Genomic DNA, 24,196 nt, shown 5'->3' with positions numbered 1-24,196 from the left:
CTGCCTCAATATCTTAAATGCCTTTGCCAAAGGTATTACATTGTCCCGGATCGCCACTGTCAAAGCCGCGTTTAAACCAGGTATAACGTTGCTGCGAGGTGCCGTGAGTAAAGCTATCGGGCACAACGCGCCCTTGCCCTTGCTGTTGTAAACGATCATCACCAATGGCCTGAGCGGCGTTTAACGCCTCTTCCAGATCGCCGGATTCAAGTACACCCTGCTGCTGCATACTGTGTCCCCAGACACCCGCAAAGCAATCCGCCTGCAGTTCCATACGAACAGAAAGGCGATTCACTTCGGCCTGAGAGGCATTCTGCTGCATCTGACGAACTTTCGGTTCAATACCCAGCAGTTTCTGCACATGGTGGCCCACTTCGTGCGCGATGACATAGCCCTGAGCAAAATCGCCATCAGCGCCCAGCTTATTTTTCATGTCATCATAGAAGGAAAGATCGATATATACCGTGCCGTCCGCTGGGCAATAAAACGGTCCCATCACGGACTGGCCCGCACCGCAGCCGGTACGCGTCGCACCACGATACATCACCAGCTTCGGCTGTTGATAGGTGCGCCCCATTTTTTCAAACTGCTGACCCCAGGTATCTTCGGTCGTAGCCAGTATCACTGAGGTAAATTTTGCGGCTTCATCATCATTTGGGCTGATGGAGCGTGTGGTTTGCTGTTGCGAAACAGGCTGACCGGTCATGAGTCCGGTGAGATCCACACCATAATAGCCCGCGACAAGCACCACAATCAGCAGAATGATACCGCCTTTACCACTCGGCAAACGAAAACCGGGCCCCCCCATAGAAGGACCACCACCGGCGCTATTTCGTCTGTCTTCCACATTGTCACTTTCACGACGCCCTTGCCAGCGCATAGTCACCTCAACTTTTTATTCATTATGTTGATGATCGTAGGCGGTTCGGAACAGGATTACCATAAGAAACAGTAATCAAAATCGGGGGGATTGATGAGCCGGAGAGCGATCGCCGGCTCAGGGAGGCGTTAGTCTAACTTCACACCCAGACGATGCGCGACAGCTTCATAGGCTTCGATCAGGCCGCCCAGACTCTGGCGGAAGCGATCTTTGTCCATTTTATCCAGCGTTTCTTTGTCCCACAGACGACTACCGTCCGGTGAGAATTCGTCGCCCAGCACCACTTCACCTTTATACAAACCAAACTCAAGTTTGAAGTCGACCAGAATCAGGCCTGCATCATCGAACATCTTTTTCAGCACGTCGTTGGCTTTGTAGGTCAGCTCTTTCATACGTGCCAGATTCTCTTTGCTCACCCAACCAAAAGTTTCGCAATAGGAATCGTTAATCATTGGATCGTGCATAGCATCATTTTTCAGGAACAGATCAAACAGCGGCGGATTCAGTTCAATACCTTCCTCAACGCCTAAACGCTTAACCAGTGAGCCTGCCGCGCGGTTACGTACCACACATTCAACCGGCACCATCTCCAGTTTTTTCACCAGACATTCGGTATCGGAAAGCAGTCGCTCCATCTGGGTAGGAATGCCTGCTTCTTGCAGTTTGGTCATAATGAAATGGTTGAATTTGTTATTCACCATACCTTTACGGTCAAACTGTTCAATGCGCGCGCCATCCCCTGCTGACGTATCATTGCGGAATTCGAGCACCAACAGGTCCGGGTTTTCCGTGCTGTATACGGTCTTCGCTTTACCACGATACAACTCAGCTTGCTTTTGCATCTTTATTACTCCTGGGTGTGAATTAACGATAAATATTGCGTTTTTCTGCTGACGCACACGTTTGCGTATCATATCAGAAAAAAAGGGCTGGAGTTATCCAGCCCTTTATTTTTACTTACTGAACGCTGCCTGGAAGACGGCGACCAGCGCGTCGTTCTGGCTTTGCGTCAGGGTATGTCCCTTCGGATCGATAAACTGCAAACTACTGCGGTTGTCTAAATCACCGACCTGCAGTTTGTAGTCGCCGGATACCAGACCCGGATCGCTTGCGCCCAGTTCCTGCCAGTTGCTGTCTGACAGTGGTTTGTAAGTCACCGCGATGCTGCCCTGAGAACGGGTGCTATCGGTCACTTTCATGCCCACTTTTTCCAGCGCTGCCGGCAGACGCTGCCACACCACGTTGAACGGCCCACGTACCACCAGCATCGGTAAACCGGTGTCATCAGCCGCACTCTGAACGTCCATCGTCGCGGCAGAACGGTTCTGCGCGGCATTCGCAGCGTCAGTGGCGTTCTTATCCAGACCAGCAGAGATAACGTTCATCATCTCAGCGCTATAGCGCTGCATGGATGCCGGCTCGGCTACCGGTTTACCCGCCTGCTCGAGGTTAATCAATTTCACCGTCACCGCCTGCTGATAGCCCTGCGGTTTAACCGAGATTTGATAACGTCCACGGTACTGTTCGTCTTCATCCAGACGGTTCCAGTCAACCCAATCGGTGGTCAGAGTCTGGCTGGCATCATCACGTTTCGCGATGGTGTAGTTTTTAGACTGAACAACGCTCACGACCTGCGGCCACAGCGTGTTGCCACGACCATTTTCCACCAGCAATGTCGCCGTATCGCCCGCAATCTGAGTGCGGGCACCAGTGACTAATGCTAACGGCTGAGCCGGTGGGCGAATGTCCAGCGCTTTACCCACGGCACCGCTGCCGTTGGTTACCGGGATGTTATAGTCGCCGGTCATAACCGGCAGAATCATCCCAGCTGGCGCATGAAGCTCAGCAAGCGGTGCGGCCTCCAGATAGGATTCATCACCGCTCACCTGGCGCTTATAGCGCGAGTCAGAACTACAGGCCGCGAGCAACATAACAAGCGAAACACCCGCAACCTTGGCCAGGCGCGACTTTTGTACTGAGTAAGCCATCAAATCTCCCTAAACTTTACAGCAAACCGGCATGCTTAAGCGCCGCTTTGACGATATCACGAGCATTGTCCGTGATTGGCGTCATCGGCAAACGTAGCGTATCGGTCGCCACAAGTCCCAACTCCTTACATGCCCATTTCACTGGGATAGGATTGGGTTCGACAAATAGTTTATTGTGTAACGGCATCAGACGTTGGTTGATCACCCGCGCTTCGGCAAAATGCCCTTCTGCCGCCAGTTTGCACATTTCAGCCATATCGCGTGCCGCAACGTTAGCCGTTACGGAAATCACGCCATGACCACCGAGCTGCATGAAGTCCAGTCCGGTCGCATCATCACCGCTGAGCAGAATAAAATCGTCTGAAACCAGCTCTTTGATCTGGTGAACACGACTTAAGTTCCCTGTGGCCTCTTTGATAGCGACAATATTTTTTACCTTCGCCAGGCGACCAACGGTTTCCGGCAGCATATCGCAGCCAGTACGGGACGGCACATTATACAGAATTTGCGGCAGGTCAGTATGTTCCGCGATGGCTTTGAAATGCTGGAACAAACCTTCCTGAGTTGGGCGGTTGTAATAAGGCGTCACCGTCAGGCAGCCGACAACACCGCTGTCGTTGAAACGCTGCGTCAGACTAATGGCTTCTGCGGTCGCATTGGCGCCCGTTCCGGCGATAACCGGAATACGCCCATCGGCCAGCTCCAGCGTCATCATTACCACATCGCCATGCTCATCATGACTCAGGGTAGCGGACTCACCGGTGGTGCCAACCGAAACGATCGCCGAGGTGCCGCTGGCGACATGATAATCAATCAGTTTTTTCAGGCTCGACCGGCAGACTTTACCTTTCTCATCCATCGGCGTAATAAGCGCGACAATACTTCCCGTGAACATGGGCCATCCTCTGTGCAAACAAGTGTCTCAATGGTACGTTTGGTACGACAATAAAAGCAAGCGACCATAGCCCTTCTGATTGTTGTATGCATGTTTTTTTTATGCTTTCCTTATGATTACCTCACCGCTCAAAGGAAGAACAGGTTTGACATCGTCATCGCAACACTATCTGGTCATTACTGCGCTGGGTGCTGACCGCCCGGGAATTGTGAACACTATCACCCGTCATGTCAGCAGTTGTGGCTGTAATATCGAAGACAGCCGACTGGCCATGCTGGGTGACGAGTTTACGTTTATCATGTTGTTATCCGGAACCTGGAATGCCATCACCCTGATTGAATCAACCCTGCCTTTGAAAGGCGCAGAGCTGGATTTATTGATTGTGATGAAGCGTACGACGGCTCGCCCCCGCCCGGCGATGCCCGCCACGGTATGGGTGCAGGTCGATGTCCCCGACTCTCCTCATTTGATTGAGCGCTTCACCGCCCTTTTTGACAGCCACCAAATGAATATTGCGGAACTGGTTTCGCGCACACAGCCGGCAGAAAACGGCAAGGCTGCACAATTGTTTATTCAAATTACCGCACATAGTCCTGCGTCACATGATTCGGCAAATATTGAGGATGCGTTTAAAGCACTCTGTACAGAACTCAATGCGCAAGGCAGTATTAACGTCGTCAATTACTCACAGCATGATGAACAGGATGGAGTTAAGTAATGAACCCACTGAAAGCCGGTGATATTGCACCGAAATTTAGCTTGCCGGATCAAGACGGAGAACAAGTAAATTTAACCGACTTCCAGGGACAGCGTGTTCTGGTTTATTTCTACCCGAAAGCCATGACGCCCGGCTGTACCGTACAAGCCTGTGGCTTGCGCGATAACATGGATCAGTTAAAAAAAGCCGGTGTTGAGGTGCTGGGAATAAGCACCGATAAACCAGAAAAGCTTTCCCGATTTGCGGAGAAAGAAGTGCTTAACTTCACGCTCCTGTCTGATGAAGATCATCAGGTTTGCGAGCAGTTTGGCGTCTGGGGTGAAAAGTCATTTATGGGTAAGACCTACGATGGCATCCACCGCATCAGCTTCCTGATTGATGCCGAAGGCAAAATTGAACATGTGTTTGATGATTTCAAAACCAGCAATCACCACGACATCGTGCTGAACTGGGTTCTGGAAAACGCCTGACCGTGAAATGCCGGATGGCGGTGTGAACGCCTTATCCGGCCTACAAATGCACGCACGTAGGCCGGATAAGACGCTTTAGCGTCGCCATCCGGCAGATAACCACCCGGTTACTCAAACGTCCCTTTAACGCACGCCTTTTTCTCTTTCACCACGGCTTTCCCCTTCGCCCACAGGTCATTCACTTCCAGCGCGTCGTTCAGCACCAGAATGTCCGCATCGCATCCCACCGTCAGACGGCCTTTATGCGCAAGCCCAAGAAACTCCGCGACTGTGCGTGTAAGCGGGCAAAGCGCCTGTTCCAGCGGTATCGCATGAATCTGCACCAGTTGACGCAGCGTTTCCGCCAGTGATTCAAACCCTGCGACGCCAATCCCTGTCAGATTACCGGACGCATCAAATTCCGGTTGGCTACCGTTGCCATCCGAGCTCAGGGTAATACGCGATAGCGGCACTTCGTGGCGCAACGCTGTAGCAATCGCCGTTGCCGGATCAACAGGCTCATCAATACTGCTGGTGATATCGATATAACCTCCTTTGCGGGCATACTCCAGCGCTGCCTGAAACAACGGTTCCGCGCGATTAACATGCGTTGGCAACAGTTTGGTCATCGGCACATCGCAACACGCCAGAATTTCACACAGCGGTTCCAGCATGCGCGGACTGTCCCCCATATGAAAGACGCTAATCCCGGGTTTTTGCCCTAATAACCCGCCAACACGCGACTGCGCCGCCATGTTCGCCAGCGCCGTTGCATTCGGGGCAGAGGAGCGATGATCCGAAACTGCGCATTTCACGCCAATCACTTTGTCAATTAGCGCGACATCGCGGTCAATACTGCCGGTTATCGTAGGTGAAGGTAGAGAATATGCCCCAGTGAGCATCCAGGCGCTGATCCCCTCAAATTCCAGAGCACGGGTTTTCGCCAGCAACGACTCAGGATGACGGGTAATACCGTCCGTTCCCAACAATCCCACGACGGAAGTGATACCGGCTTCAACCAGTCGTGACAGACGTACTTCCGGCGTGCGGGTGTGCGGTCCCGCTTCCCCACCACCGCCAATCAGATGGACGTGTTGGTCGATAAAGCCGGGACAAACAATTGCCCCTTCAAGATTGATGCACTCACAACCGGGAAAATCTTCTGCCGCAATAGACGGGGCGATGGCGACAATTTTTCCGCCAGAAACCAGAATATCCTGTTGGCCTAAATCTTCAGGTGCGTATACGTGTCCATGCTGGAACAACGTCAAATTAAGAATGGAACAGTTCATAACCTTCCTTGTCAGGCAATAACCTGCATAACCCAAATAGAGAGCAGCGCATTAATCACGCAGACTGCAATAATCAGCGGGTAGTAGCGAGGATGGACTCCCGCCGTTCCCAGACAACGTCCAACATTTTGTACCGGATTCCCCATCAGGTAGATAGCCGGTAGCAATACCGTAGCATCATGTCCTGAAAGCGTACCTGCGACAACCAGGCTTGCACAAACGCCGACGCCACCGCCCATACTCATCACCGCCGCCAGCAGCACGGTGGCAGACTCCCCCGGCAGTCCCCACAACGCCATGATCGGTTCACATACCCTGCCTACGATGTCGAGTAACCCCGTCACCTTCAGCGCCTGAATAATCACAAACGCCATCACCACGTTAGGTAGCAAGCTGGTCGTGGCAATGGTAAACCCGCGTCGTGCGCCATCGATAAACATATCCATGACATTTTTACGTACGTGTGTTGTCATCATCTCAGCCCTCCTGCTGCATACGGCGATTTTCAAGCTGTGCGATCCACAACCGCAACAGGTTCGCCCCTACAAACTTGAAGACAAGGATCACCGCCAGCGGCGTGATTACCGGTACGGTGACCATCGTAAACAGGGCTGCGCCTGACGAAAAATAGTTAGTGATGCACGCGCTACCGCTGGTTTGCCAACAAGCAAAGATGGCGCGTTCCTGTTCAGTGATAATGCCCTCTTCAGCCATCTCTTTCGTCATCCCGGCCGCCGCATCGGTATTTTGCAAATTTGCGATCAGCGCCAGCGAACAAACACCAGGAATTCCGAGCAACGGGCGCAGGACAGGCGTCATCAACTGTTGTGCGGCGCGCAATCCACCTAACCCTTCGGTGACGGAAATAATCCCGAGAGAAAGAATGACGGAAGGGGCTAATTCAAGTGCGAATAAAAAACCATCTTTTGCCCCCATACCGCCCGTACCGCGAAAAGAGACCGCCGTTTCGCCAGCCGCATTAATTTGCCCAAACGCACCGTTGAGGAGGGTGAAATCAAACACCCGCCACCATTCGGTACTTTTCGCAAACATGCCGGAAAAAAGGACAATTGTGATAAAAAAAGCGAGATAGCCGCCCCATCCCACTTTTTGCTGCGTGTGTGTGTTGTGACCCATTTAATTCTCCTGTTGGTCTTATTCCTTGCGTGACGAAAAAACATCACGATGGCCAAGTTAAAGACAAACGCGGAGAAAAACGATACCGGAGGAAATTATTCAGAAAGAGTGGATAGAGGTCAGACAAGTTCAGCTCCGGCGGCATTGCGCCGTCGGAGCTGACGGATTAGCGATCGTCAACCGTCTGACCATCCGGCCAGGCATGCACCACGGCTTTGATTAGCGTCGCCAGCGGAATGGCAAAGAATACACCCCAGAATCCCCACAGACCGCCGAAAATAACTACCGACAGAATAATCACCAATGGATGCAGGTTTACGGCTTCGGAGAAGAGGACGGGAACCAGCAGATTGCCGTCCAGCGCCTGGATTATCAGGTACACGGCGAAACAGCTCCAGAACTCCGTTCCGAGTCCGAACTGAAACAACGCCACACCAACGACCGGAATAGTCACCACAAACGCGCCGATGTACGGGATTAGCACAGAGAACCCCACCAGCACTGCCAACAGCAGAGAGTAGTTAAGACCAAACATCAGGAAGCCCAGCCAGGTTGCAACACCGACCACCACCATCTCCAGTACTTTACCGCGGATATAGTTGGTGATTTGCTGGTTCATCTCTTTCCAGACCTGTCCTGCCAGTCCACGATTTCGCGGCAGCACCCGGCGCACAGCATTCAACATCTGGCTTTTATCCTTCACCAAAAAGAACACCATCAATGGGACAAGCACCAGATACACCGCCAGTGTCAACAGCCCAACCAGAGAAGCCAGCGAATATTTCACCACTGAATCGCCCATGGTGAGCATCCGGGAACGCATATTCTCGGCCATCGCATCAATGATGCCCGCATCCATAAGCGCCGGATAACGTCGCGGTAAGGTGGCGGCAAAGTCAGACAACTTGTTGAGCATGCCAGGCATATCGCGGATCAAATAGATGCCTTGCTGCCATGCGACAGGCATTACCACAAACGCCATCAGCAGCAAAATTCCGACAAACACCACCAGCACAATTGACGTCGCCCAGCGCCGCGAGCAACCGATATTTTCCAGCCGGGCGGTAGGCCATTCCAGCAGATAAGCCAGCACAATCGCGACCAGCAGCGGCGCTAACAGACCGCTAAAGAAGAACAGGATGCCAAAACCGGCAACCAGAATAATCAGCAAAGCAATAGCCTCTGGGTCGCTAAAGCGGCGGCGATACCATTGCGTCAACATTTCGAGCATAAAACCTTCCCTGAACCTCAATAGCGGGATTGCGATCCCGAATTGTATCGAAATGTCACAAAAAAGACTTCGCTTTTTATGACTGATTACGCAAAGTGAAAAGACATTTTTCCTGGGTGTTCATCGTCAGGTTTCGCAGTTACACTCGCTAAGCTTGCGGAGTGTGAACGATACTTCGCGGCATTGGTCAAATGGCTATCTCAAAAAAGAATACAGGACAGAGGTTATGTTCAGGCAGTTGAAAAAAAACCTGGTTGCTACCCTCATTGCTGCACTGACCGTCGGTCAGGTCGCGCCCGCATTTGCTGACACTGCGGATACCCTACCTGATATGGGAACCTCGGCAGGGAGTACGCTTTCTATTGGACAAGAAATGCAGATGGGCGATTATTACGTTCGCCAACTGCGCGGTAGTGCGCCGTTAATTAACGATCCGCTGCTCACCCAATATATTAATGCTCTGGGGATGCGCCTGGTTTCGCATGCAGACTCCGTAAAAACACCCTTCACTTTCTTTTTAATTAACAACGATGAAATAAACGCCTTCGCTTTTTTTGGCGGCAACGTGGTATTGCACTCAGCACTGTTCCGCTATTCCGATAACGAAAGCCAACTGGCGTCGGTAATGGCGCACGAAATTTCTCACGTCACGCAGCGCCACCTGGCGCGAGCGATGGAAGATCAGAAACGTAGCGCGCCGCTGACATGGGTCGGCGCATTAGGTTCGATTTTATTAGCGATGGCCAGCCCGCAGGCAGGTATGGCGGCGCTAACCGGTACGCTGGCGGGTACTCGCCAGGGGATGATTAGCTTTACTCAGCAGAACGAACAGGAAGCAGACCGCATCGGTATTCAGGTGCTGCAACGTTCAGGATTCGATCCCCAGGCCATGCCAACATTCCTGGAGAAACTGCTCGATCAGGCCCGTTACTCTACACGTCCCCCGGAAATTCTTCTGACTCACCCCCTGCCAGAAAGCCGTCTGGCAGATGCGCGTAACCGCGCCAACCAGATGCGCCCGGTCGTCGTGCAATCTTCAGAAGATTTCTATTTGGCCAAAGCGCGAACCCTGGGCATGTACAATTCAGGCCGCAATCAGTTAACCAGCGATCTACTGGATAGCTGGTCGAAAGGCAACGTGCGCGAACAGCGCGCTGCGCAGTACGGTCGGGCGCTGCAAGCGATGGAAGCCAGTAAATACGACGACGCACGCAAAGCGCTTCAGCCGCTGCTCGCGGCAGATCCGAATAATGCATGGTATCTCGACCTGGCAACAGACATCGATCTCGGTCAGAAGAAAACCAGCGATGCCATTAATCGCCTGAAAAACGCTCGCGATCTGCGCGTGAATCCCGTATTGCAACTCAACCTGGCAAATGCGTATTTGCAGGGGGGACAAGCTAAAGAGGCTGCCACCATCCTGAATCGCTATACGTTTAACCATAAAGATGACACTAACGGCTGGGATCTGTTGGCGCAAACGGAAGCGAACCTGAATAACCGCGATCAGGAGCTGGCCGCGCGTGCTGAAGGGTATGCGCTGGCGGGCCGTCTTGATCAGGCGATCTCGATGCTCAGCAATGCCAGTGCTCAGGTGAAACTCGGCAGCCAGCAGCAGGCCAGATACGATGCCCGTATCGACCAGCTGCGCCAACTGCAAGAGCGCTTTAAACCGTACTCGAAGATGTAACCATTGAATACTTGCCGGATGGCGGCGCTGTTGCGTCTTATCCGGCCTGCGGCAGGCACATTTGGCCGGCCGAATCGTCATGCAAGGAGAAGTCATGTCAGACGCGATTAAAATTTACCATAACCCACGCTGCTCAAAGAGCCGTGAAACGCTGGAATTGCTAAAGTCTAACGGTGTAGACCCAGAAGTCGTGCTTTATCTGGAAACCCCGGCTGATGCAGCGACACTGCGTGAATTGCTAAAGATGCTGGGAATGTCCAGCGCGCGTGAACTGATGCGTCAGAAAGAGGAACTCTACAAATCGCTCAACCTGGCGGACAGCAGTTTGAGTGAAGATGCGCTGATTCAGGCGATGGTCGAAAACCCGAAGCTGATGGAGCGCCCGATTGTGGTAGCGAAAGGTCAGGCGCGGATTGGTCGCCCACCTGAGCAAGTGCTGGAAATCGTCGGTTAATCTTAAGACTGCCGCAGTTTTTCGGCTGCGGCACTTACAGCTTCAAAATTTCTTTTACGAAGGGAATCGTCAGCTTGCGCTGAGCGGTGATCGAAGCATGGTCCAGTTGATCCAGCGTCATAAACAGCGTACGCATTTCTCGATCCAGACGCTTAAGCAGAAAACGTCCTACATCTTCAGGCAGTTCGAACCCACGTAATCTGGCACGTAATTGCAAAGCCTGTAGCTTGTCTTCATCGGAAAGCGGCTGAAGCTTGTAGATTTGCCCCCAGTCCAGACGTGAGGCGAGATCCGGCAGCCCCAGGTTCAGCTGTCTCGGCGGGCGATCGCCGGTGATCAGCAGGCGGGTTTTCCCTGATTCCAGGATACGGTTGTAAAGATCAAAGATCGCCATTTCCCAAAGAGAATCTCCGGCGACACACTCGATATTATCGATGCATACCAGCGACAGATGCTCCATTCCGTCAAGCACCTCAGGTACGAACCAGGTTCGTTTATCGAGCGGCACATACCCTACCGCATCACCGCGTGCAGACAGTTCTGCACAGGCTGCATGCAGCAAATGACTACGGCCTGCGCCTTCACGCGACCAAAGATAAATGTACCCGCTATGTTCCTGACGCAGCACGTTTTGCAGTGCAGCCAGTAAAGAGGAGTTATCCCCCGGCCAGAAACTTGCGAAGGTTTCATCGTCAGGAAGATAAAGTGGCAGAGAGAGCTGTGCCGGTGTGTTCAGAGATACCTCAACCCAGGATTTCATAAAATCGAGATGAGTTTAACACAGAAATACGTCGTGATAGAACCGGGCAGCAGTGCTGCCCGGTCAGAGACTTACTGTTGCGGGCTATCCGCATCCTTAGCATCAAGGACGACTTCTTCCGGACGCAGCAGACTGATGACTTTGAAAATCAGGCTCAGGCAAACGCCGACGATGGTCGCCAGCGCCATACCTTTCAGTTCCGCAGCACCAATGTGAACCTTCGCGCCACTTACGCCGATGATCAAAATAACAGACGTCAGAATCAGGTTTTGCGCCTTGTTATAATCGACTTTTGATTCGATTAACACGCGAATACCGGAAGCGCCGATGACGCCGTACAGCAGCAACGATACACCGCCCATGACCGGCAGCGGGATAATCTGGATTGCCGCCGCCAGTTTACCCACACAGGAGAGCAGAATGGCGAAAATCGCCGCACCGCCGATAACCCAGGTACTGTATACGCGAGTAATCGCCATAACACCGATATTTTCACCGTAGGTAGTATTAGGCGTCGAACCAAAGAAGCCGGAGATCACCGTCGACAGGCCGTTGGCAAACATCGAGCGGTGCAGGCCAGGGTCACGAATCAGATCTTTTTTCACAATGTTGGCCGTGACGACCAGGTGGCCTACGTGCTCGGCGATAACGACTAATGCCGCAGGCAGGATGGTCAGAATCGCAACCCACTCAAAGCGCGGTGTGTAGAACGTTGGCAGAGCAAACCAGTGCGCTTGCGCAATGGGTGTGGTGTCCACAACGCCCATCACAAAGGAAAGCGCGTAACCGGCCAGTACACCAATCAAAATCGGGATAATCGCCATAAAACCGCGGAACAGCACAGAGCCAAATACCGTTACGGCCAGCGTCACCATTGAGATGATGATGGTTTTCGAGTCTGGTAATTGCCCTTCAGCAGGCAACAATCCCGCCATGCCCGCAGCAACACCCGCCAGCTCCAGACCGATGACGGCAACGATTGCGCCCATCGCAGCAGGCGGGAACATCACATCCAGCCAGCCGGTGCCAGCTTTCTTCACGATGAAAGAAACCAGGCAGAACAGAACGCCGCACATAATAAAACCGCCCAGCGCCACTTCATACCCTAACGGCAGCAGCAACAGTACCGGGGAGATAAACGCAAAGCTGGAACCCAGATAGGCTGGAATTTTACCTTTACAAATGAAGAGATACAGCAACGTACCAATGCCGTTAAACAGCAGGACGGTAGCCGGGTTGATATGAAACAGGACTGGCACCAGTACCGTTGCACCAAACATGGCGAACAGGTGCTGCAAACTAAGCGGGATTGTCTGTAAAAGCGGCGGTCTTTCACTCACCCCGATAGCACGGCGCGTCATAGTGTTTTCCTCTGAGTATTGTGTGTTAGTAGCGATTGGGTTGTTTTATTCAAAAAAAAGCCGACTCTTAAAGTCGGCTTCTTTTTATTTATTCATTTACTTGGTACCAAAAATCTTATCGCCGGCATCGCCGAGTCCCGGAATAATGTATCCATGCTCGTTCAGCCCCTGGTCGATAGATGCGGTGTACAGCTCAACATCCGGGTGTGCTTTTTCCAGTGCTGCGATACCTTCTGGTGCCGCAACCAGGACCAGTACTTTAATGCTGGTGCAGCCTGCATTCTTCAGCAGGTCGATGGTCGCGATAACGGAACCACCGGTTGCCAGCATCGGGTCAACGATCAGCGCCATGCGCTCATCGATGTTAGAAACCAGTTTCTGGAAATACGGAACCGGCTCCAGCGTCTCTTCGTTACGGTACATCCCCACCACGCTGATACGCGCGCTCGGAACGTTCTCCAGTACGCCTTCCATCATACCCAGGCCCGCACGCAGGATGGGGACAACGGTGATTTTTTTGCCTTTGATTTGGTCTACTTCAACCGGGCCGTTCCAACCTTCAATGGTCACCTTTTCGGTTTCCAGACCTGCAGTTGCTTCATAAGTCAGCAGACTGCCAACTTCCGAGGCGAGTTCACGAAAGCGTTTAGTGCTGATGTCGTTTTCACGCATCAGTCCCAGCTTGTGTTTGACGAGTGGGTGTTTGACTTCCACGATCTTCATACTCTTCTCCTTTCCTCAGACGAGTGGCAACCACAAAAAAAATCGCCGGATTATACCGCTTTTCGTCTCTGTCGCAACACTGGATACGCTTGATATGGATCAACCAAAGTCATTTGCGTCTGGAAGATGAGTATAAAACAAGCCCCGCAATATGGGCGGGGCTTAATATCAATGCACTGAATTTTATAGAAATTCAGCGTTGCTCCGGATGATATTTTGATACCATGAAAAAGATTTCTTAGGAGAGCGTGCTAATGTCCCACTCCCGTCATTATTTTTGTCGACATAAATAAATCCATAGCGTTTTTTCATTTCGCCGGTTCCCGCTGACACTAAATCAATACAGCCCCATGGCGTGTAGCCCATAAGATCCACACCATCTTCCACCACCGCTTTTTTCATCTCACGAATATGGGCTGCCAGGTAGTCGATGCGGTACTGATCGTTTACCGTGCCGTCACTTTCCTGTACGTCAATCGCGCCAAACCCGTTTTCAACAATAAACAGCGGGAGCTGATAATGATCCCAGAACCAGTTCAGCGAATAGCGCAGACCAACGGGATCAATCTGCCAGCCCCAGTCTGATTTCTGCACATACGGATTGGGCACCAGGCTTTTCGATTCGTCGTAATCCAGCTGCGGGTTATCTGCCGTTGCCTGCGTCGCGAAGGACATATAGTAGCTAAAGCCGATATAGTCGACGCAGCCCTGAGCCAGTATTCGTCGGTCTTCTTCGGTAATATCGAGTTTGAAGCCGCGGCGCGCAAAGTAGTTCAACAGATGCTGCGGATACTTGCCCCGAGCGTGAACGTCGGTAAACCAATATCGACGGTGCATCGCGTTCATCGCCATCATTATATCGTCTGGCGCACAGGTCAGTGGGTAAACAGGACACATAGCGATCATGCACCCAACCTGCAATGCCGGGTTGATTTCGCGTGCAACCTTTACTGCCAGCGCACTCGCCACCAGTTCATAGTGCGCCGCCTGGTACATGACCGGTTCGCGGTCTTCACCCGGCTGATACTTAAGGCCGGAGTTGGTAAACGGAGCAAAATCTTCGTGGAAGTTAGCTTGGTTGTTGATTTCATTAAACGTCATCCAGTACTTCACTTTATGCTGGTAGCGAGTGAAAACCACCCCGGCAAAACGGACAAAGAAATCGATCAGCTTACGATTGCGCCAGCCACCGTATTCCGTCACCAGGTGATAAGGCATCTCGAAATGCGACAGTGTAATCACCGGTTCGATCCCATACTTCAGGCATTCATCAAAGAGATCGTCGTAGAATTGCAATCCGGCTTCATTGGGCAGGGCTTCATCGCCTTGCGGGAAAATACGCGTCCATGCAATAGAGGTACGAAAGCACTTAAAGCCCATTTCAGCAAACAGCTTAATATCATCCTGATAGCGATGATAAAAATCGATAGCCTCGTGGTTAGGGTAATTTTTACCTGCAATCACGCCGTCGGTAATTTCACGCGCTACCCCATGGGCCCCAGCCGTCATCACATCGGCAACGCTAATCCCTTTACCGCCCTCCTGCCAGCCGCCTTCCAGTTGATGAGCGGCCACAGCACCGCCCCACATAAAATCTGCTTTAAACCCAGGCATACGTTTCCCCTATCATGATTGCACTGTTCAAACGCACCTGATGTGGTACGTAACAGAAAACAGAAACCGGTTTCAGTACGATACTGTGCATTCAGCAGGCAGGTTTCAAGCACAAGACTGAACCCGGTTTCATTTTCGTGGCTCAGTTCAAACAAATAGATAAACGACTGTAAAATGCTGAAATACTCAGCAGATAAAAGTCACTGTAAAGCAGGCTCGCAAACGTTTGCTTTCCCTGTTAGAATTGCGCCGAATTTAATTGCTACCGCAAGTTAACGCGTGGGGACCCAAGCAGTGACCGATAAAACCTCTCTTAGCTACAAAGATGCCGGTGTTGATATTGACGCGGGTAATGCTCTGGTTGATCGAATCAAAGGCGTAGTAAAGAAAACTCGTCGCCCGGAAGTAATGGGTGGTCTGGGTGGCTTCGGTGCGCTGTGCGCATTGCCGCAAAAATATCGTGAACCGGTACTGGTTTCCGGCACAGATGGCGTAGGGACAAAACTGCGTCTGGCGATGGATCTGAAACGCCACGATACCATCGGCATTGATCTGGTGGCGATGTGTGTGAACGACCTCGTGGTTCAGGGCGCTGAACCGCTGTTTTTCCTCGACTACTATGCAACGGGTAAACTGGATGTGGACACCGCAGCCAGCGTAATCAACGGCATTGCCGAAGGTTGCCTGCAGTCTGGTTGTGCATTGGTTGGTGGTGAAACGGCTGAAATGCCGGGGATGTATCACGGTGAAGATTATGACGTGGCAGGTTTCTGTGTTGGCGTCGTCGAAAAATCAGAAATTATCGACGGTTCAAAAGTGGCTGATGGCGATGTGCTGATTGCGCTCGGCTCCAGTGGCCCGCACTCTAACGGCTACTCCCTGGTACGTAAAATTGTTGAAGTCAGCGGTTGCGACCCAGAAACCACCGAACTTGAAGGCAAGCCGCTGGCGGACCATTTACTGGCGCCAACACGCATTTATGTGAAATCCATTCTGGAACTGATCGAGAAGGTTGATGTGCATGCTATCGCACACCTGACCGGCGGTGGTTTCTGGGAAAATATTCCGCGCGTACTGCCAGACAATACTCAGGCCGTCATCGATGAATCCTCATGGCAGTGGCCAGCCGTCTTCAACTGGCTGCAAACTGCGGGTAACGTCAGTCAGCACGAGATGTATCGCACCTTCAACTGTGGGGTCGGCATGGTCATTGCCCTACCGGAATCCGAAGTAGAAAGTGCACTCGCGCTGCTGAAGGCAAAAGGTGAAAACGCCTGGAAAATCGGTATCATCAAAGCGTCTGATTCCGAACAGCGTGTGGTCATTGAATGAAAAACATTGTGGTGCTCATTTCCGGCAACGGAAGCAATTTGCAGGCAATAATCGATGCCTGCAAACAGAAAAAAATCAGTGGCACCCTACGTGCAGTATTCAGCAACAAGGCCGATGCGTTCGGCCTTGTTCGCGCGCGAGAGGAAAATATTCCGGCACATTCCCTGGAAGCAAGCCACTTTGCCAGCCGCGAAGCATTCGACCGCCAGCTGATTCAGGAAATTGATGCCTATGCGCCAGATGTCGTCGTGCTGGCCGGCTATATGCGCATCCTCAGCCCGGCGTTTGTCGCTCACTATTCTGAACGACTGCTGAACATCCATCCCTCTTTATTACCCAAGTATCCAGGCCTACATACCCATCGTCAGGTGCTGGAAAATGGGGATGAAGAACACGGAACTTCAGTCCATTTCGTCACCGATGAACTGGACGGCGGACCGGTTATTCTCCAGGCCAAGGTGCCGGTATTTGCAGGTGATAGCGAGGATGATATTACTGCCCGGGTTCAGGCGCAGGAACATGCTATTTATCCGCTGGTCGTCAGCTGGTTTACCGACGGTCGCCTGAAGATGCGCGATAACGCCGCATGGCTGGATGGCAATCGTCTGCCACCCCATGGTTATGCGGCAGACGAATAATAGACTCACCAACCTGTAAGCCGGATAAGACGCTTTAACGTCGCCATCCGGCATGACAACGCCTGATTTCCGGATAACAGCATAAATGCCTTATCGGGTCTGCGGCGCTACGCTCCCCCTTTCTCTTTGCTATCAGACGGTTTATTGTCATATTTTTCTGGCACAGTTGGACATCTGAGAGCAATGCTCGCCATAATAAATCGGTAGTGTCCCGTGAATGAAACGGAGTAAAAGTGGTAATGGGTCAGGAAAAGCTATATATCGAGAAAGAACTCAGCTGGTTGGCGTTCAACGAACGCGTGCTCCAGGAGGCAGCTGATAAATCAAACCCGTTGATCGAACGGATGCGTTTCTTAGGCATCTATTCCAATAACCTTGACGAGTTTTACAAGGTGCGTTTTGCCGAACTGAAGCGCCGTATCATTATTAGCGAAGAACAGGGTTCTAACTCTCACTCCCGCCATTTGTTAGGCAAAATCCAGGCCCGCGTATTAAAAGCCGATCAGGAATTTGACGGCCTGTACAACGAATTGCTGCTGGAGATGGCACGCAACCAGATCTTCTTGATCAACGAACGCCAGTTGTCAGTAAATCAACAGAGCTGGTTACGCCACTACTTCAAGCAATATCTGCGTCAGCACATTACGCCAATCCTGATTAACCGCGAGACGGATTTAGTCCAGTTTTTAAAAGACGATTACACTTATCTGGCCGTGGAAATTATCCGCGGAGATACGATTCGTTACGCTTTGCTGGAAATTCCATCCGATAAGGTTCCTCGCTTTGTGAATTTGCCGCCGGAAACCCCGCGCCGTCGCAAACCGATGATCCTGCTGGACAACATTTTACGTTATTGCCTTGATGACATTTTTAAAGGGTTCTTTGATTACGATGCGCTGAATGCCTATTCGATGAAAATGACCCGCGATGCCGAGTACGATTTGGTGCATGAGATGGAATCGAGCCTGATGGAGCTCATGTCCTCCAGCCTGAAACAACGTCTGACCGCAGAGCCTGTACGTTTTGTTTATCAGCGCGATATGCCCAATGCGCTGGTTGAAGTACTGCGTGAAAAACTGACGATCTCTCGCTACGACTCCATTGTCCCCGGCGGGCGTTATCATAACTTCAAAGACTTTATTAATTTTCCCAACGTTGGCAAAGCTAACCTGGTGAACAAACCCCTGCCGCGTCTGCGCCATATCTGGTTCGATAACGAGAAGTTTCGCAACGGCTTTGATGCCGTACGAGAACGCGATGTGTTGCTTTATTATCCGTATCACACCTTTGAACACGTTCTTGAACTGCTGCGTCAGGCCTCATTTGACCCGAGCGTGCTGGCGATAAAAATTAACATCTACCGTGTGGCGAAAGATTCGCGCATCATCGACTCGATGATCCATGCCGCGCATAACGGTAAAAAAGTAACCGTGGTGGTGGAACTGCAGGCGCGCTTCGATGAAGAGGCCAATATTCATTGGGCTAAGCGCCTTACCGAAGCGGGGGTTCATGTCATCTTCTCCGCACCAGGGCTGAAAATTCACGCCAAGCTGTTCCTGATTTCGCGCAAAGAAGGCGATGAAGTCGTGCGCTATGCACATATCGGCACCGGGAACTTCAACGAAAAAACAGCGCGTCTGTATACCGACTACTCGCTGCTGACTGCCGATTCGCGCATTACCAACGAAGTCCGTCGGGTGTTTAACTTCATCGAAAACCCATATCGCCCGGTAACGTTCGATTATCTGCTGGTTTCCCCGCAGAACTCACGGCGCCTGCTGTACAGCATGATCGACAAAGAGATCGCTAATGCACAGCAAGGGCTGCCTTCTGGCATTACCCTGAAGCTGAATAATCTGGTCGATAAAGGGCTGGTTGACCGCCTGTATGCGGCTTCAGGTTCAGGTGTCCCCGTTAATTTATTGATCCGCGGAATGTGCTCACTGATCCCGAATCTGGAAGGCATCAGTGACAATATTCGCGTTATCAGCATTGTTGACCGCTATCTCGAACACGACCGGGTCTATATCTTCGAGAACGGGGGCGATAAGCAGGTGTATCTCTCCTCTGCTGACTGGATGACAAGAAACATCGATTATCGTATCGAAGTTGCCACACCGCTTCTTGACCCACGCCTTAAGCAGCGCGTGCTGGATATTATCGATATCCTGTTCAGCGACACGGTGAAAGCCCGCTTTATTGATAAAGAACTGAGTAATCGCTACGTACCGCGCGGAAACCGCCGTAAGGTTCAGTCACAATTAGCGATTTACGACTACATCAAATCACTCGAGCAACCTGACTAACTCTATGCCAATACACGACAAGTCTCCACGACCGCAGGAATTTGCTGCGGTCGACCTTGGTTCAAACAGTTTCCATATGGTCATTGCCCGCGTGGTTGATGGCGCAATGCAAATTATCGGGCGACTGAAACAACGCGTACATCTGGCGGACGGCCTTGGCGCGGACAACAAGCTAAGCGAAGAAGCGATGGAACGCGGCTTAAGCTGTTTGTCACTTTTCGCTGAACGTCTGCAGGGATTTCCTCCCTCCAGCGTCTGCATCGTGGGAACCCATACTTTGCGCCAGGCGCTAAATGCGACCGATTTTCTTAAGCGAGCAGAAAAGGTCATCCCCTACCCGATCGAAATAATTTCCGGTAACGAAGAAGCCCGACTGATTTTTATGGGCGTGGAGCATACGCAGCCAGAAAAAGGCCGTAAGCTGGTTATCGACATCGGTGGTGGTTCGACAGAGCTGGTGATCGGTGAAGATTTCGAGCCTAAACTGGTCGAAAGTCGCCGTATGGGTTGCGTCAGTTTTGCCCAGATGTACTTTCCGGGTGGAGCGATCAGCCGGGAAAACTTCCAGAGAGCCCGTATGGCGGCAGCGCAAAAGCTTGAAACGCTCACCTGGCAATTTCGAATTCAGGGCTGGAACGTTGCACTGGGAGCTTCAGGCACCATCAAAGCCGCGCATGAAGTGCTGCTGGAAATGGGTGAGAAAGATGGTTTTATCACCCCTGAACGTCTGGACAAGCTGACAACTGAAGTCCTGAAGCATGCTTCCTTTGAGGCACTCAGCATGCCGGGGCTGTCAGAAGAACGAAAAGCCGTTTTTGTTCCCGGTCTGGCGATACTGTGCGGTGTTTTTGATGCCCTCGCTATTCGTGAACTCCGACTTTCCGATGGCGCGCTGCGTGAAGGCGTACTGTATGAGATGGAAGGCCGTTTTCGCCACCAGGATGTTCGTAGCCGTACCGCCAGCAGTCTGGCAAACCAGTACAATATCGACAGCGAACAAGCCCGACGTGTACTGGAAACAACCATGCAAATGTACGATCAGTGGCATGCGCAGCAACCTAAACTGGCAAACCCACAACTGGAAGCGTTGCTCCGGTGGGCGGCGATGCTGCATGAAGTCGGGCTGAACATCAACCACAGCGGACTGCATCGCCACTCGGCTTATATTCTGCAAAACAGCGACCTGCCAGGTTTCAACCAGGAGCAACAGCTGATGATGGCGACCCTGGTTCGCTATCACCGTAAAGCGGTTAAGCTGGATGATTTGCCCCGCTTTACGCTGTTCAAGAAAAAGCAGTTCCTGCCGCTAATTCAGCTGTTGCGACTTGGGGTATTGCTCAACAACCAGCGCCAGGCAACCACTACGCCACCGACGCTCACGTTGATTACCGACGATAACCACTGGACGCTACGCTTCCCGCACGACTGGTTTAGCCAGAACGCGCTGGTGTTGCTCGATCTGGAAAAAGAGCAGCAATACTGGGAGGCCGTCACAGGCTGGCGCCTGAAAATTGAGGAAGAAAACTCACCCGATATCGCTGCGTGAGTGATCGGCAGGTGCCAGCGTGACTGGCACCTGTTCTTCCAGAGTTTTATGCAGCGGCCGCGGCTCACCAATCAGATAGCCCTGCAAATAATCAATCCCCAGAGAAATCACCGCACTACGTATTTCTTCGCTTTCAACATACTCCGCGACCACCAACATTTTTTTCATCCGCGCCAGGTGGCAAATCGAGGCCACGATTTGGTAGTCGAGACTATTTGAGACAATGTTACGGATAAAGCTTCCGTCAATCTTCAGGATGTCAGCGCTCACATTTTTCAACCGTGCATAGCTGGCATAGCCGGTACCAAAATCATCGATCGCAATCTGACAGCCCAGAACTTGCAATTGCAGCAATGTTGCATGCGCCTGCTCCGCATTGGTTAACGCATTGCTCTCTGTAATCTCAAAGATCAATTGCCATGCTTCAACCTGATACTTCGCCAACAACTGGCTGATTTCGTGAGGAAATTTGGCTCGACATACGGACGTGGGTGATAAATTGATCGCAAAACGATGAGCGGGCATTTTCTCCCGATTCTGCGCCATAAATTTCAGCGTATTTTCAATGACCCACAGATCAATGCTGGATGACAACCCAAACTCATGGGCTACCGGTAAGAAATTATCAGGAGCAATCGTTTCACCTTCATCGCCCTGAAGGCGCAACAGGATTTCATGATAAACATCGCCCCGCACGCCAAAAATCGGCTGTGCCATCAGGAAGAAGCGATCATGCTCCAGCGCCTGCTGCAAACGGTTCATCATCGCCACTTTATCTTTCAGATCCCGCTGCAGGTGCATTACGCCACGTCGCTGCAAATTCTCCGGCATATTGGTTGCCAGCGAGAGCTCGGCGATAGTGCTTAACTCCCCCAGCAACAGATAGATGTGGTTAACGGGTGAGCGAACATAGCAAAAACTGATCCCAACCTGCGGTTGTAGGGGCATACCATCCCAGACAAAACGAAACTGCCTGATATGTTTGTCCAGCGCTTCAATACGCTGCTGATGTGACTCAGTATTAAAACGCAGAATTAAATCATTACCGGATAATTGAAAAACATATTCGTCTTGTTCCAGCAACGGCGCTATCCAATGAGAAAGTTTTTGCTTGTACTGGATACGCAGCATAATACCGTAGTTTTTCACCAACAGTTCCATGCCCGGAATACGCAGAAAACAGAGCACTGACCATGGCGCTTTTTTCAACGTTCGGTTCAATGCCCGCAGATTTGGCAAATGCACCATCGGATCAAAATATGCCAGACGATGTGTGCGTCGGGTGACAAATCGCTGACGCGTTGCCAGCACGGCAATGTAATTTACGATGAAAGAAAAAACGAGGTAACTCGAAGAGGTAATTGCAAGTTGTGTATCGTAACCCGAATACCAGGGCATATAGCGCTGATAATAATGAATGGCAGTTATCAACACGACTGTCCATATCATTGAAATAAATCGGTAACCGTAACGCATTGCGCCCCATAACATGACGGGCAGTAACAGAGACAAGGTATAATTTGTGCTGAATATCGAACTCTGTTCATTTAACGGCATACACAGCAGAGCCATCAATAAAGTCAATATTATCAACCAGACAGCAAACTCTGTTCGCGTTACTTTGGTGTCAAACTGCTGCTTTAATTGCGAAAAATAGCCCCGTATATGCAGCGGATTACGAATGGTTCGGATTATAAAATAGCACAGAGGAATACCAACAAGGTTCCCGACCAGCATAGCCTGGTAGTTGATCAACGTTCCTGTATTAAAGGGCATAACGCCCACCATGCCTGATTTGCTCTCGTATACGCCAACAAACGCAGCAAACTGAAAGAGGAGCAGGAATAGCGTTGCCGGACAGAAAACCTGCCAAAATATTCGCTGAAACATCAGATGGGAGTCGCCATGCGCCACGTTGTTTCGCCGGGGAGCAAAAACTTTATACCCCCCCCAACTAAGCACCATTGTAACTATAAAGTGCGTAATAATTGACAGCGTTTCAAATAACCCAACCTGCGGATATTTGTACCAACCGATGGCAATGATTATTCCTGGCAGTGCCGCCCAACTAAAAAACAACATCAGGCTAATCGTCAGCGCTAAAGGCAGGTAGAAAAGGATGACAGTACCGGTACTAATATGTGCGTAGGTATTGGCAGTGCTCAATAACGGCAACAGTAAAGATGGTAAGATGAGGGGTAGCGCCCACCATTTATCTCTAATACTTATATAGTTTTTATTGAGTTTCATAGATGCTCAGTAGAATCCCTCACGTCATGTAGGGGTATTTTCTGTGAAGGGCATTCAGACAGGCATCCCACCTGACTTTAAAACTATGATGTAATACACATCACAACGACTCATCGATTTTAGTTACGGATAACCGATGAGGTTTGATATATGTCAAAAAAAATATCCCCCATTAATCAATTATTACCTTTTTCTTTATTTATGATCGTTTATTCATTATTAATGCAAATAATAATATTAATTTCCATAACATAAGGGGATAAAACCCATGATGCAATTTTACATAACGAAGAATTGACCATTCCCTCTTAGTGTGCCTTAATGTAAGTATCGCCCACTGGTTGGGTACACTTTAAGGAACCTTTTGTGAGCCAGGTTACCAGCCTACGCAAACGACACCGATTTAACAGTCGCATGATCCGGATCGTACTGCTTATCAGCTTCATCTTCTTCTTCGGACGCTTCGTCTACTCTGCTATCGGTGCGTGGCACCACCACCAGGACAAGAAAGAATCCCAGCAGACCACCTTGCCGCAACAGACTTCTCCTGCACAAACTGACGAACGCTGAACGCTCGTATCTGTGATCCCCCCTGTCTTAAGATTCCTTACCGGATGGCTAATCGCCTGATGTTTAACCATCCGGTAAGGGATTTGAGCGAACATTTTTCGCCCTATCCAGCCAACAACACAGACTGCTGTATTGGATATGCCTGCGACGTTCCGCACAATTACACAATCTTTTCCTTCCACTTCACCGCACCATTTGCGCTGTTTTTTTACGTTCGCCTTTACTGCACATAAAAAGACATACACAGCTCAAATAACCGCTAATTAATATCCTCAAAAAATATCAGCGGCCTACGCATTAATATTTTGTATAAAAAATTAATTGTTTATTTGAATTTCTAACATTTGTTAATACTACAGGGT

22 protein-coding genes are annotated in these 24,196 nt (G+C 51.0%); 9 read left to right on the top strand and 13 right to left on the bottom strand.

From position 1 onward, the window contains the following. Positions 1-13: 13 nt before the first annotated feature. From ypfJ to dapA, 4 genes are all read right to left on the bottom strand, one after another. A complete protein-coding gene (gene ypfJ / locus NNN64_RS00915) occupies positions 14-880 on the bottom strand; it encodes a KPN_02809 family neutral zinc metallopeptidase (RefSeq protein WP_202038085.1) in 867 nt (288 codons plus the stop codon). 128 nt (positions 881-1,008) lie between these two features. Further along, positions 1,009-1,722, bottom strand: a complete 714-nt coding sequence (purC, locus tag NNN64_RS00910) for a phosphoribosylaminoimidazolesuccinocarboxamide synthase (RefSeq protein WP_003835086.1) — start codon at positions 1,720-1,722, stop codon at positions 1,009-1,011. A 111-nt stretch (positions 1,723-1,833) separates the two neighbouring features. Continuing rightward, positions 1,834-2,868 carry an outer membrane protein assembly factor BamC gene (gene bamC, locus NNN64_RS00905; protein ID WP_271440160.1) on the bottom strand — a complete coding sequence of 345 codons (1,035 nt, stop codon included), beginning with the start codon at positions 2,866-2,868 and terminating at the stop codon, positions 1,834-1,836. Positions 2,869-2,884: 16 nt separating this feature from the next. Continuing rightward, positions 2,885-3,763: a 4-hydroxy-tetrahydrodipicolinate synthase gene (gene dapA / locus NNN64_RS00900; protein WP_271440159.1), complete on the bottom strand. Its 879-nt coding sequence runs from the start codon at positions 3,761-3,763 to the stop codon at positions 2,885-2,887. 145 nt (positions 3,764-3,908) lie between these two features. On the opposite strand from dapA, the gene NNN64_RS00895 reads away from it, so the two are divergent. Together NNN64_RS00895 and bcp are read left to right on the top strand one after the other, a co-directional pair. Beyond that, positions 3,909-4,481 carry a glycine cleavage system transcriptional repressor gene (locus NNN64_RS00895; protein WP_003037954.1) on the top strand — a complete coding sequence of 191 codons (573 nt, stop codon included), beginning with the start codon at positions 3,909-3,911 and terminating at the stop codon, positions 4,479-4,481. Then, positions 4,481-4,951 (top strand): thioredoxin-dependent thiol peroxidase, encoded by a 471-nt coding sequence (gene bcp / locus NNN64_RS00890; protein ID WP_137384768.1) that lies wholly within the window; start codon positions 4,481-4,483, stop codon positions 4,949-4,951. The genes NNN64_RS00895 and bcp overlap by 1 nt, the downstream gene beginning before the upstream one ends. A 107-nt stretch (positions 4,952-5,058) precedes the next feature. Here the strand turns inward: bcp and iadA are convergent, their stop codons facing one another. The 4 genes from iadA to NNN64_RS00870 all read right to left on the bottom strand — a co-directional run bounded on the left by iadA (position 5,059) and on the right by NNN64_RS00870 (position 8,590). After that, positions 5,059-6,222, bottom strand: a complete 1,164-nt coding sequence (gene iadA, locus NNN64_RS00885; protein WP_271440158.1) for a beta-aspartyl-peptidase — start codon at positions 6,220-6,222, stop codon at positions 5,059-5,061. 11 nt (positions 6,223-6,233) lie between these two features. Beyond that, entirely contained in the window at positions 6,234-6,695 is a 462-nt protein-coding gene (locus NNN64_RS00880; RefSeq protein ID WP_271440253.1) for a YjiG family protein, read from the bottom strand. Between the two features lie 4 nt (positions 6,696-6,699). Next, positions 6,700-7,359 (bottom strand): nucleoside recognition domain-containing protein, encoded by a 660-nt coding sequence (locus NNN64_RS00875; RefSeq protein WP_271440157.1) that lies wholly within the window; start codon positions 7,357-7,359, stop codon positions 6,700-6,702. A gap of 166 nt (positions 7,360-7,525) precedes the next feature. Beyond that, positions 7,526-8,590: an AI-2E family transporter gene (locus tag NNN64_RS00870; RefSeq protein WP_005121878.1), complete on the bottom strand. Its 1,065-nt coding sequence runs from the start codon at positions 8,588-8,590 to the stop codon at positions 7,526-7,528. Between the two features lie 226 nt (positions 8,591-8,816). On the opposite strand from NNN64_RS00870, the gene bepA reads away from it, so the two are divergent. Then, positions 8,817-10,280, top strand: a complete 1,464-nt coding sequence (gene bepA / locus NNN64_RS00865; RefSeq protein ID WP_271440156.1) for a beta-barrel assembly-enhancing protease — start codon at positions 8,817-8,819, stop codon at positions 10,278-10,280. 94 nt (positions 10,281-10,374) lie between these two features. Continuing rightward, positions 10,375-10,734 carry an arsenate reductase (glutaredoxin) gene (arsC, locus tag NNN64_RS00860; RefSeq protein ID WP_271440155.1) on the top strand — a complete coding sequence of 120 codons (360 nt, stop codon included), beginning with the start codon at positions 10,375-10,377 and terminating at the stop codon, positions 10,732-10,734. Positions 10,735-10,768: 34 nt separating this feature from the next. Here arsC and NNN64_RS00855 read toward each other — a convergent pair whose 3' ends face one another. The 4 genes from NNN64_RS00855 to NNN64_RS00840 all read right to left on the bottom strand — a co-directional run bounded on the left by NNN64_RS00855 (position 10,769) and on the right by NNN64_RS00840 (position 15,192). Continuing rightward, a complete protein-coding gene (locus tag NNN64_RS00855) occupies positions 10,769-11,470 on the bottom strand; it encodes a DnaA inactivator Hda (RefSeq protein ID WP_211924219.1) in 702 nt (233 codons plus the stop codon). 95 nt (positions 11,471-11,565) lie between these two features. Further along, positions 11,566-12,855, bottom strand: coding sequence for a uracil permease (uraA, locus tag NNN64_RS00850; RefSeq protein ID WP_003835107.1), 1,290 nt, complete (start codon positions 12,853-12,855; stop codon positions 11,566-11,568). A 96-nt stretch (positions 12,856-12,951) separates the two neighbouring features. Next, positions 12,952-13,578, bottom strand: a complete 627-nt coding sequence (gene upp / locus NNN64_RS00845; protein ID WP_003835110.1) for a uracil phosphoribosyltransferase — start codon at positions 13,576-13,578, stop codon at positions 12,952-12,954. A gap of 183 nt (positions 13,579-13,761) precedes the next feature. After that, a complete protein-coding gene (locus NNN64_RS00840) occupies positions 13,762-15,192 on the bottom strand; it encodes a 6-phospho-beta-glucosidase (RefSeq protein ID WP_271440154.1) in 1,431 nt (476 codons plus the stop codon). Positions 15,193-15,486: 294 nt separating this feature from the next. Here NNN64_RS00840 and purM point away from each other — a divergent pair, with 294 nt between their 5' ends. From purM to ppx, 4 genes are all read left to right on the top strand, one after another. Beyond that, positions 15,487-16,524, top strand: coding sequence for a phosphoribosylformylglycinamidine cyclo-ligase (gene purM / locus NNN64_RS00835; protein WP_271440153.1), 1,038 nt, complete (start codon positions 15,487-15,489; stop codon positions 16,522-16,524). Then, entirely contained in the window at positions 16,521-17,162 is a 642-nt protein-coding gene (purN, locus tag NNN64_RS00830; RefSeq protein ID WP_271440152.1) for a phosphoribosylglycinamide formyltransferase, read from the top strand. The genes purM and purN overlap by 4 nt, the downstream gene beginning before the upstream one ends. 239 nt (positions 17,163-17,401) lie before the next feature. Beyond that, the gene (gene ppk1, locus NNN64_RS00825) at positions 17,402-19,468 is read left to right on the top strand and encodes a polyphosphate kinase 1 (RefSeq protein WP_202038075.1); all 2,067 of its coding nucleotides are present in this window, start codon (positions 17,402-17,404) and stop codon (positions 19,466-19,468) included. Between the two features lie 4 nt (positions 19,469-19,472). Then, positions 19,473-21,014 carry an exopolyphosphatase gene (gene ppx, locus NNN64_RS00820; RefSeq protein WP_271440151.1) on the top strand — a complete coding sequence of 514 codons (1,542 nt, stop codon included), beginning with the start codon at positions 19,473-19,475 and terminating at the stop codon, positions 21,012-21,014. Here ppx and NNN64_RS00815 read toward each other — a convergent pair. Continuing rightward, complete coding sequence (locus NNN64_RS00815) at positions 20,994-23,264, bottom strand: sensor domain-containing phosphodiesterase (RefSeq protein WP_271440150.1); 2,271 nt, start codon at positions 23,262-23,264, stop codon at positions 20,994-20,996. The genes ppx and NNN64_RS00815 overlap by 21 nt on opposite strands. Positions 23,265-23,630: 366 nt before the next feature. On the opposite strand from NNN64_RS00815, the gene NNN64_RS00810 reads away from it, so the two are divergent. After that, positions 23,631-23,834 carry a YfgG family protein gene (locus NNN64_RS00810; protein ID WP_071887371.1) on the top strand — a complete coding sequence of 68 codons (204 nt, stop codon included), beginning with the start codon at positions 23,631-23,633 and terminating at the stop codon, positions 23,832-23,834. The last annotated feature ends 362 nt before the right edge of the window (positions 23,835-24,196 follow it).

The organism is Citrobacter sp. Igbk 14 (assembly GCF_028069825.1).
Taxonomy (GTDB): domain Bacteria; phylum Pseudomonadota; class Gammaproteobacteria; order Enterobacterales; family Enterobacteriaceae; genus Citrobacter.
The sequence above is the reverse complement of the archived record's forward strand: the minus strand, read 5'-3'. Positions and strand labels throughout refer to the sequence as shown.

Bases quoted from the DNA above. Each gene is read 5' to 3' on its own strand.
- ypfJ (WP_202038085.1), bottom strand. From the start codon at position 880: ATGCGCTGGCAAGGGCGTCGTGAAAGTGACAATGTGGAAGACAGACGA.
- purC (WP_003835086.1), bottom strand. From the start codon at position 1,722: ATGCAAAAGCAAGCTGAGTTGTATCGTGGTAAAGCGAAGACCGTATAC.
- bamC (WP_271440160.1), bottom strand. From the start codon at position 2,868: ATGGCTTACTCAGTACAAAAGTCGCGCCTGGCCAAGGTTGCGGGTGTT.
- dapA (WP_271440159.1), bottom strand. From the start codon at position 3,763: ATGTTCACGGGAAGTATTGTCGCGCTTATTACGCCGATGGATGAGAAA.
- bcp (WP_137384768.1), top strand. From the start codon at position 4,481: ATGAACCCACTGAAAGCCGGTGATATTGCACCGAAATTTAGCTTGCCG.
- iadA (WP_271440158.1), bottom strand. From the start codon at position 6,222: ATGAACTGTTCCATTCTTAATTTGACGTTGTTCCAGCATGGACACGTA.
- NNN64_RS00880 (WP_271440253.1), bottom strand. From the start codon at position 6,695: ATGACAACACACGTACGTAAAAATGTCATGGATATGTTTATCGATGGC.
- NNN64_RS00875 (WP_271440157.1), bottom strand. From the start codon at position 7,359: ATGGGTCACAACACACACACGCAGCAAAAAGTGGGATGGGGCGGCTAT.
- NNN64_RS00870 (WP_005121878.1), bottom strand. From the start codon at position 8,590: ATGCTCGAAATGTTGACGCAATGGTATCGCCGCCGCTTTAGCGACCCA.
- bepA (WP_271440156.1), top strand. From the start codon at position 8,817: ATGTTCAGGCAGTTGAAAAAAAACCTGGTTGCTACCCTCATTGCTGCA.
- arsC (WP_271440155.1), top strand. From the start codon at position 10,375: ATGTCAGACGCGATTAAAATTTACCATAACCCACGCTGCTCAAAGAGC.
- uraA (WP_003835107.1), bottom strand. From the start codon at position 12,855: ATGACGCGCCGTGCTATCGGGGTGAGTGAAAGACCGCCGCTTTTACAG.
- upp (WP_003835110.1), bottom strand. From the start codon at position 13,578: ATGAAGATCGTGGAAGTCAAACACCCACTCGTCAAACACAAGCTGGGA.
- NNN64_RS00840 (WP_271440154.1), bottom strand. From the start codon at position 15,192: ATGCCTGGGTTTAAAGCAGATTTTATGTGGGGCGGTGCTGTGGCCGCT.
- purN (WP_271440152.1), top strand. From the start codon at position 16,521: ATGAAAAACATTGTGGTGCTCATTTCCGGCAACGGAAGCAATTTGCAG.
- ppk1 (WP_202038075.1), top strand. From the start codon at position 17,402: ATGGGTCAGGAAAAGCTATATATCGAGAAAGAACTCAGCTGGTTGGCG.
- ppx (WP_271440151.1), top strand. From the start codon at position 19,473: ATGCCAATACACGACAAGTCTCCACGACCGCAGGAATTTGCTGCGGTC.
- NNN64_RS00815 (WP_271440150.1), bottom strand. From the start codon at position 23,264: ATGAAACTCAATAAAAACTATATAAGTATTAGAGATAAATGGTGGGCG.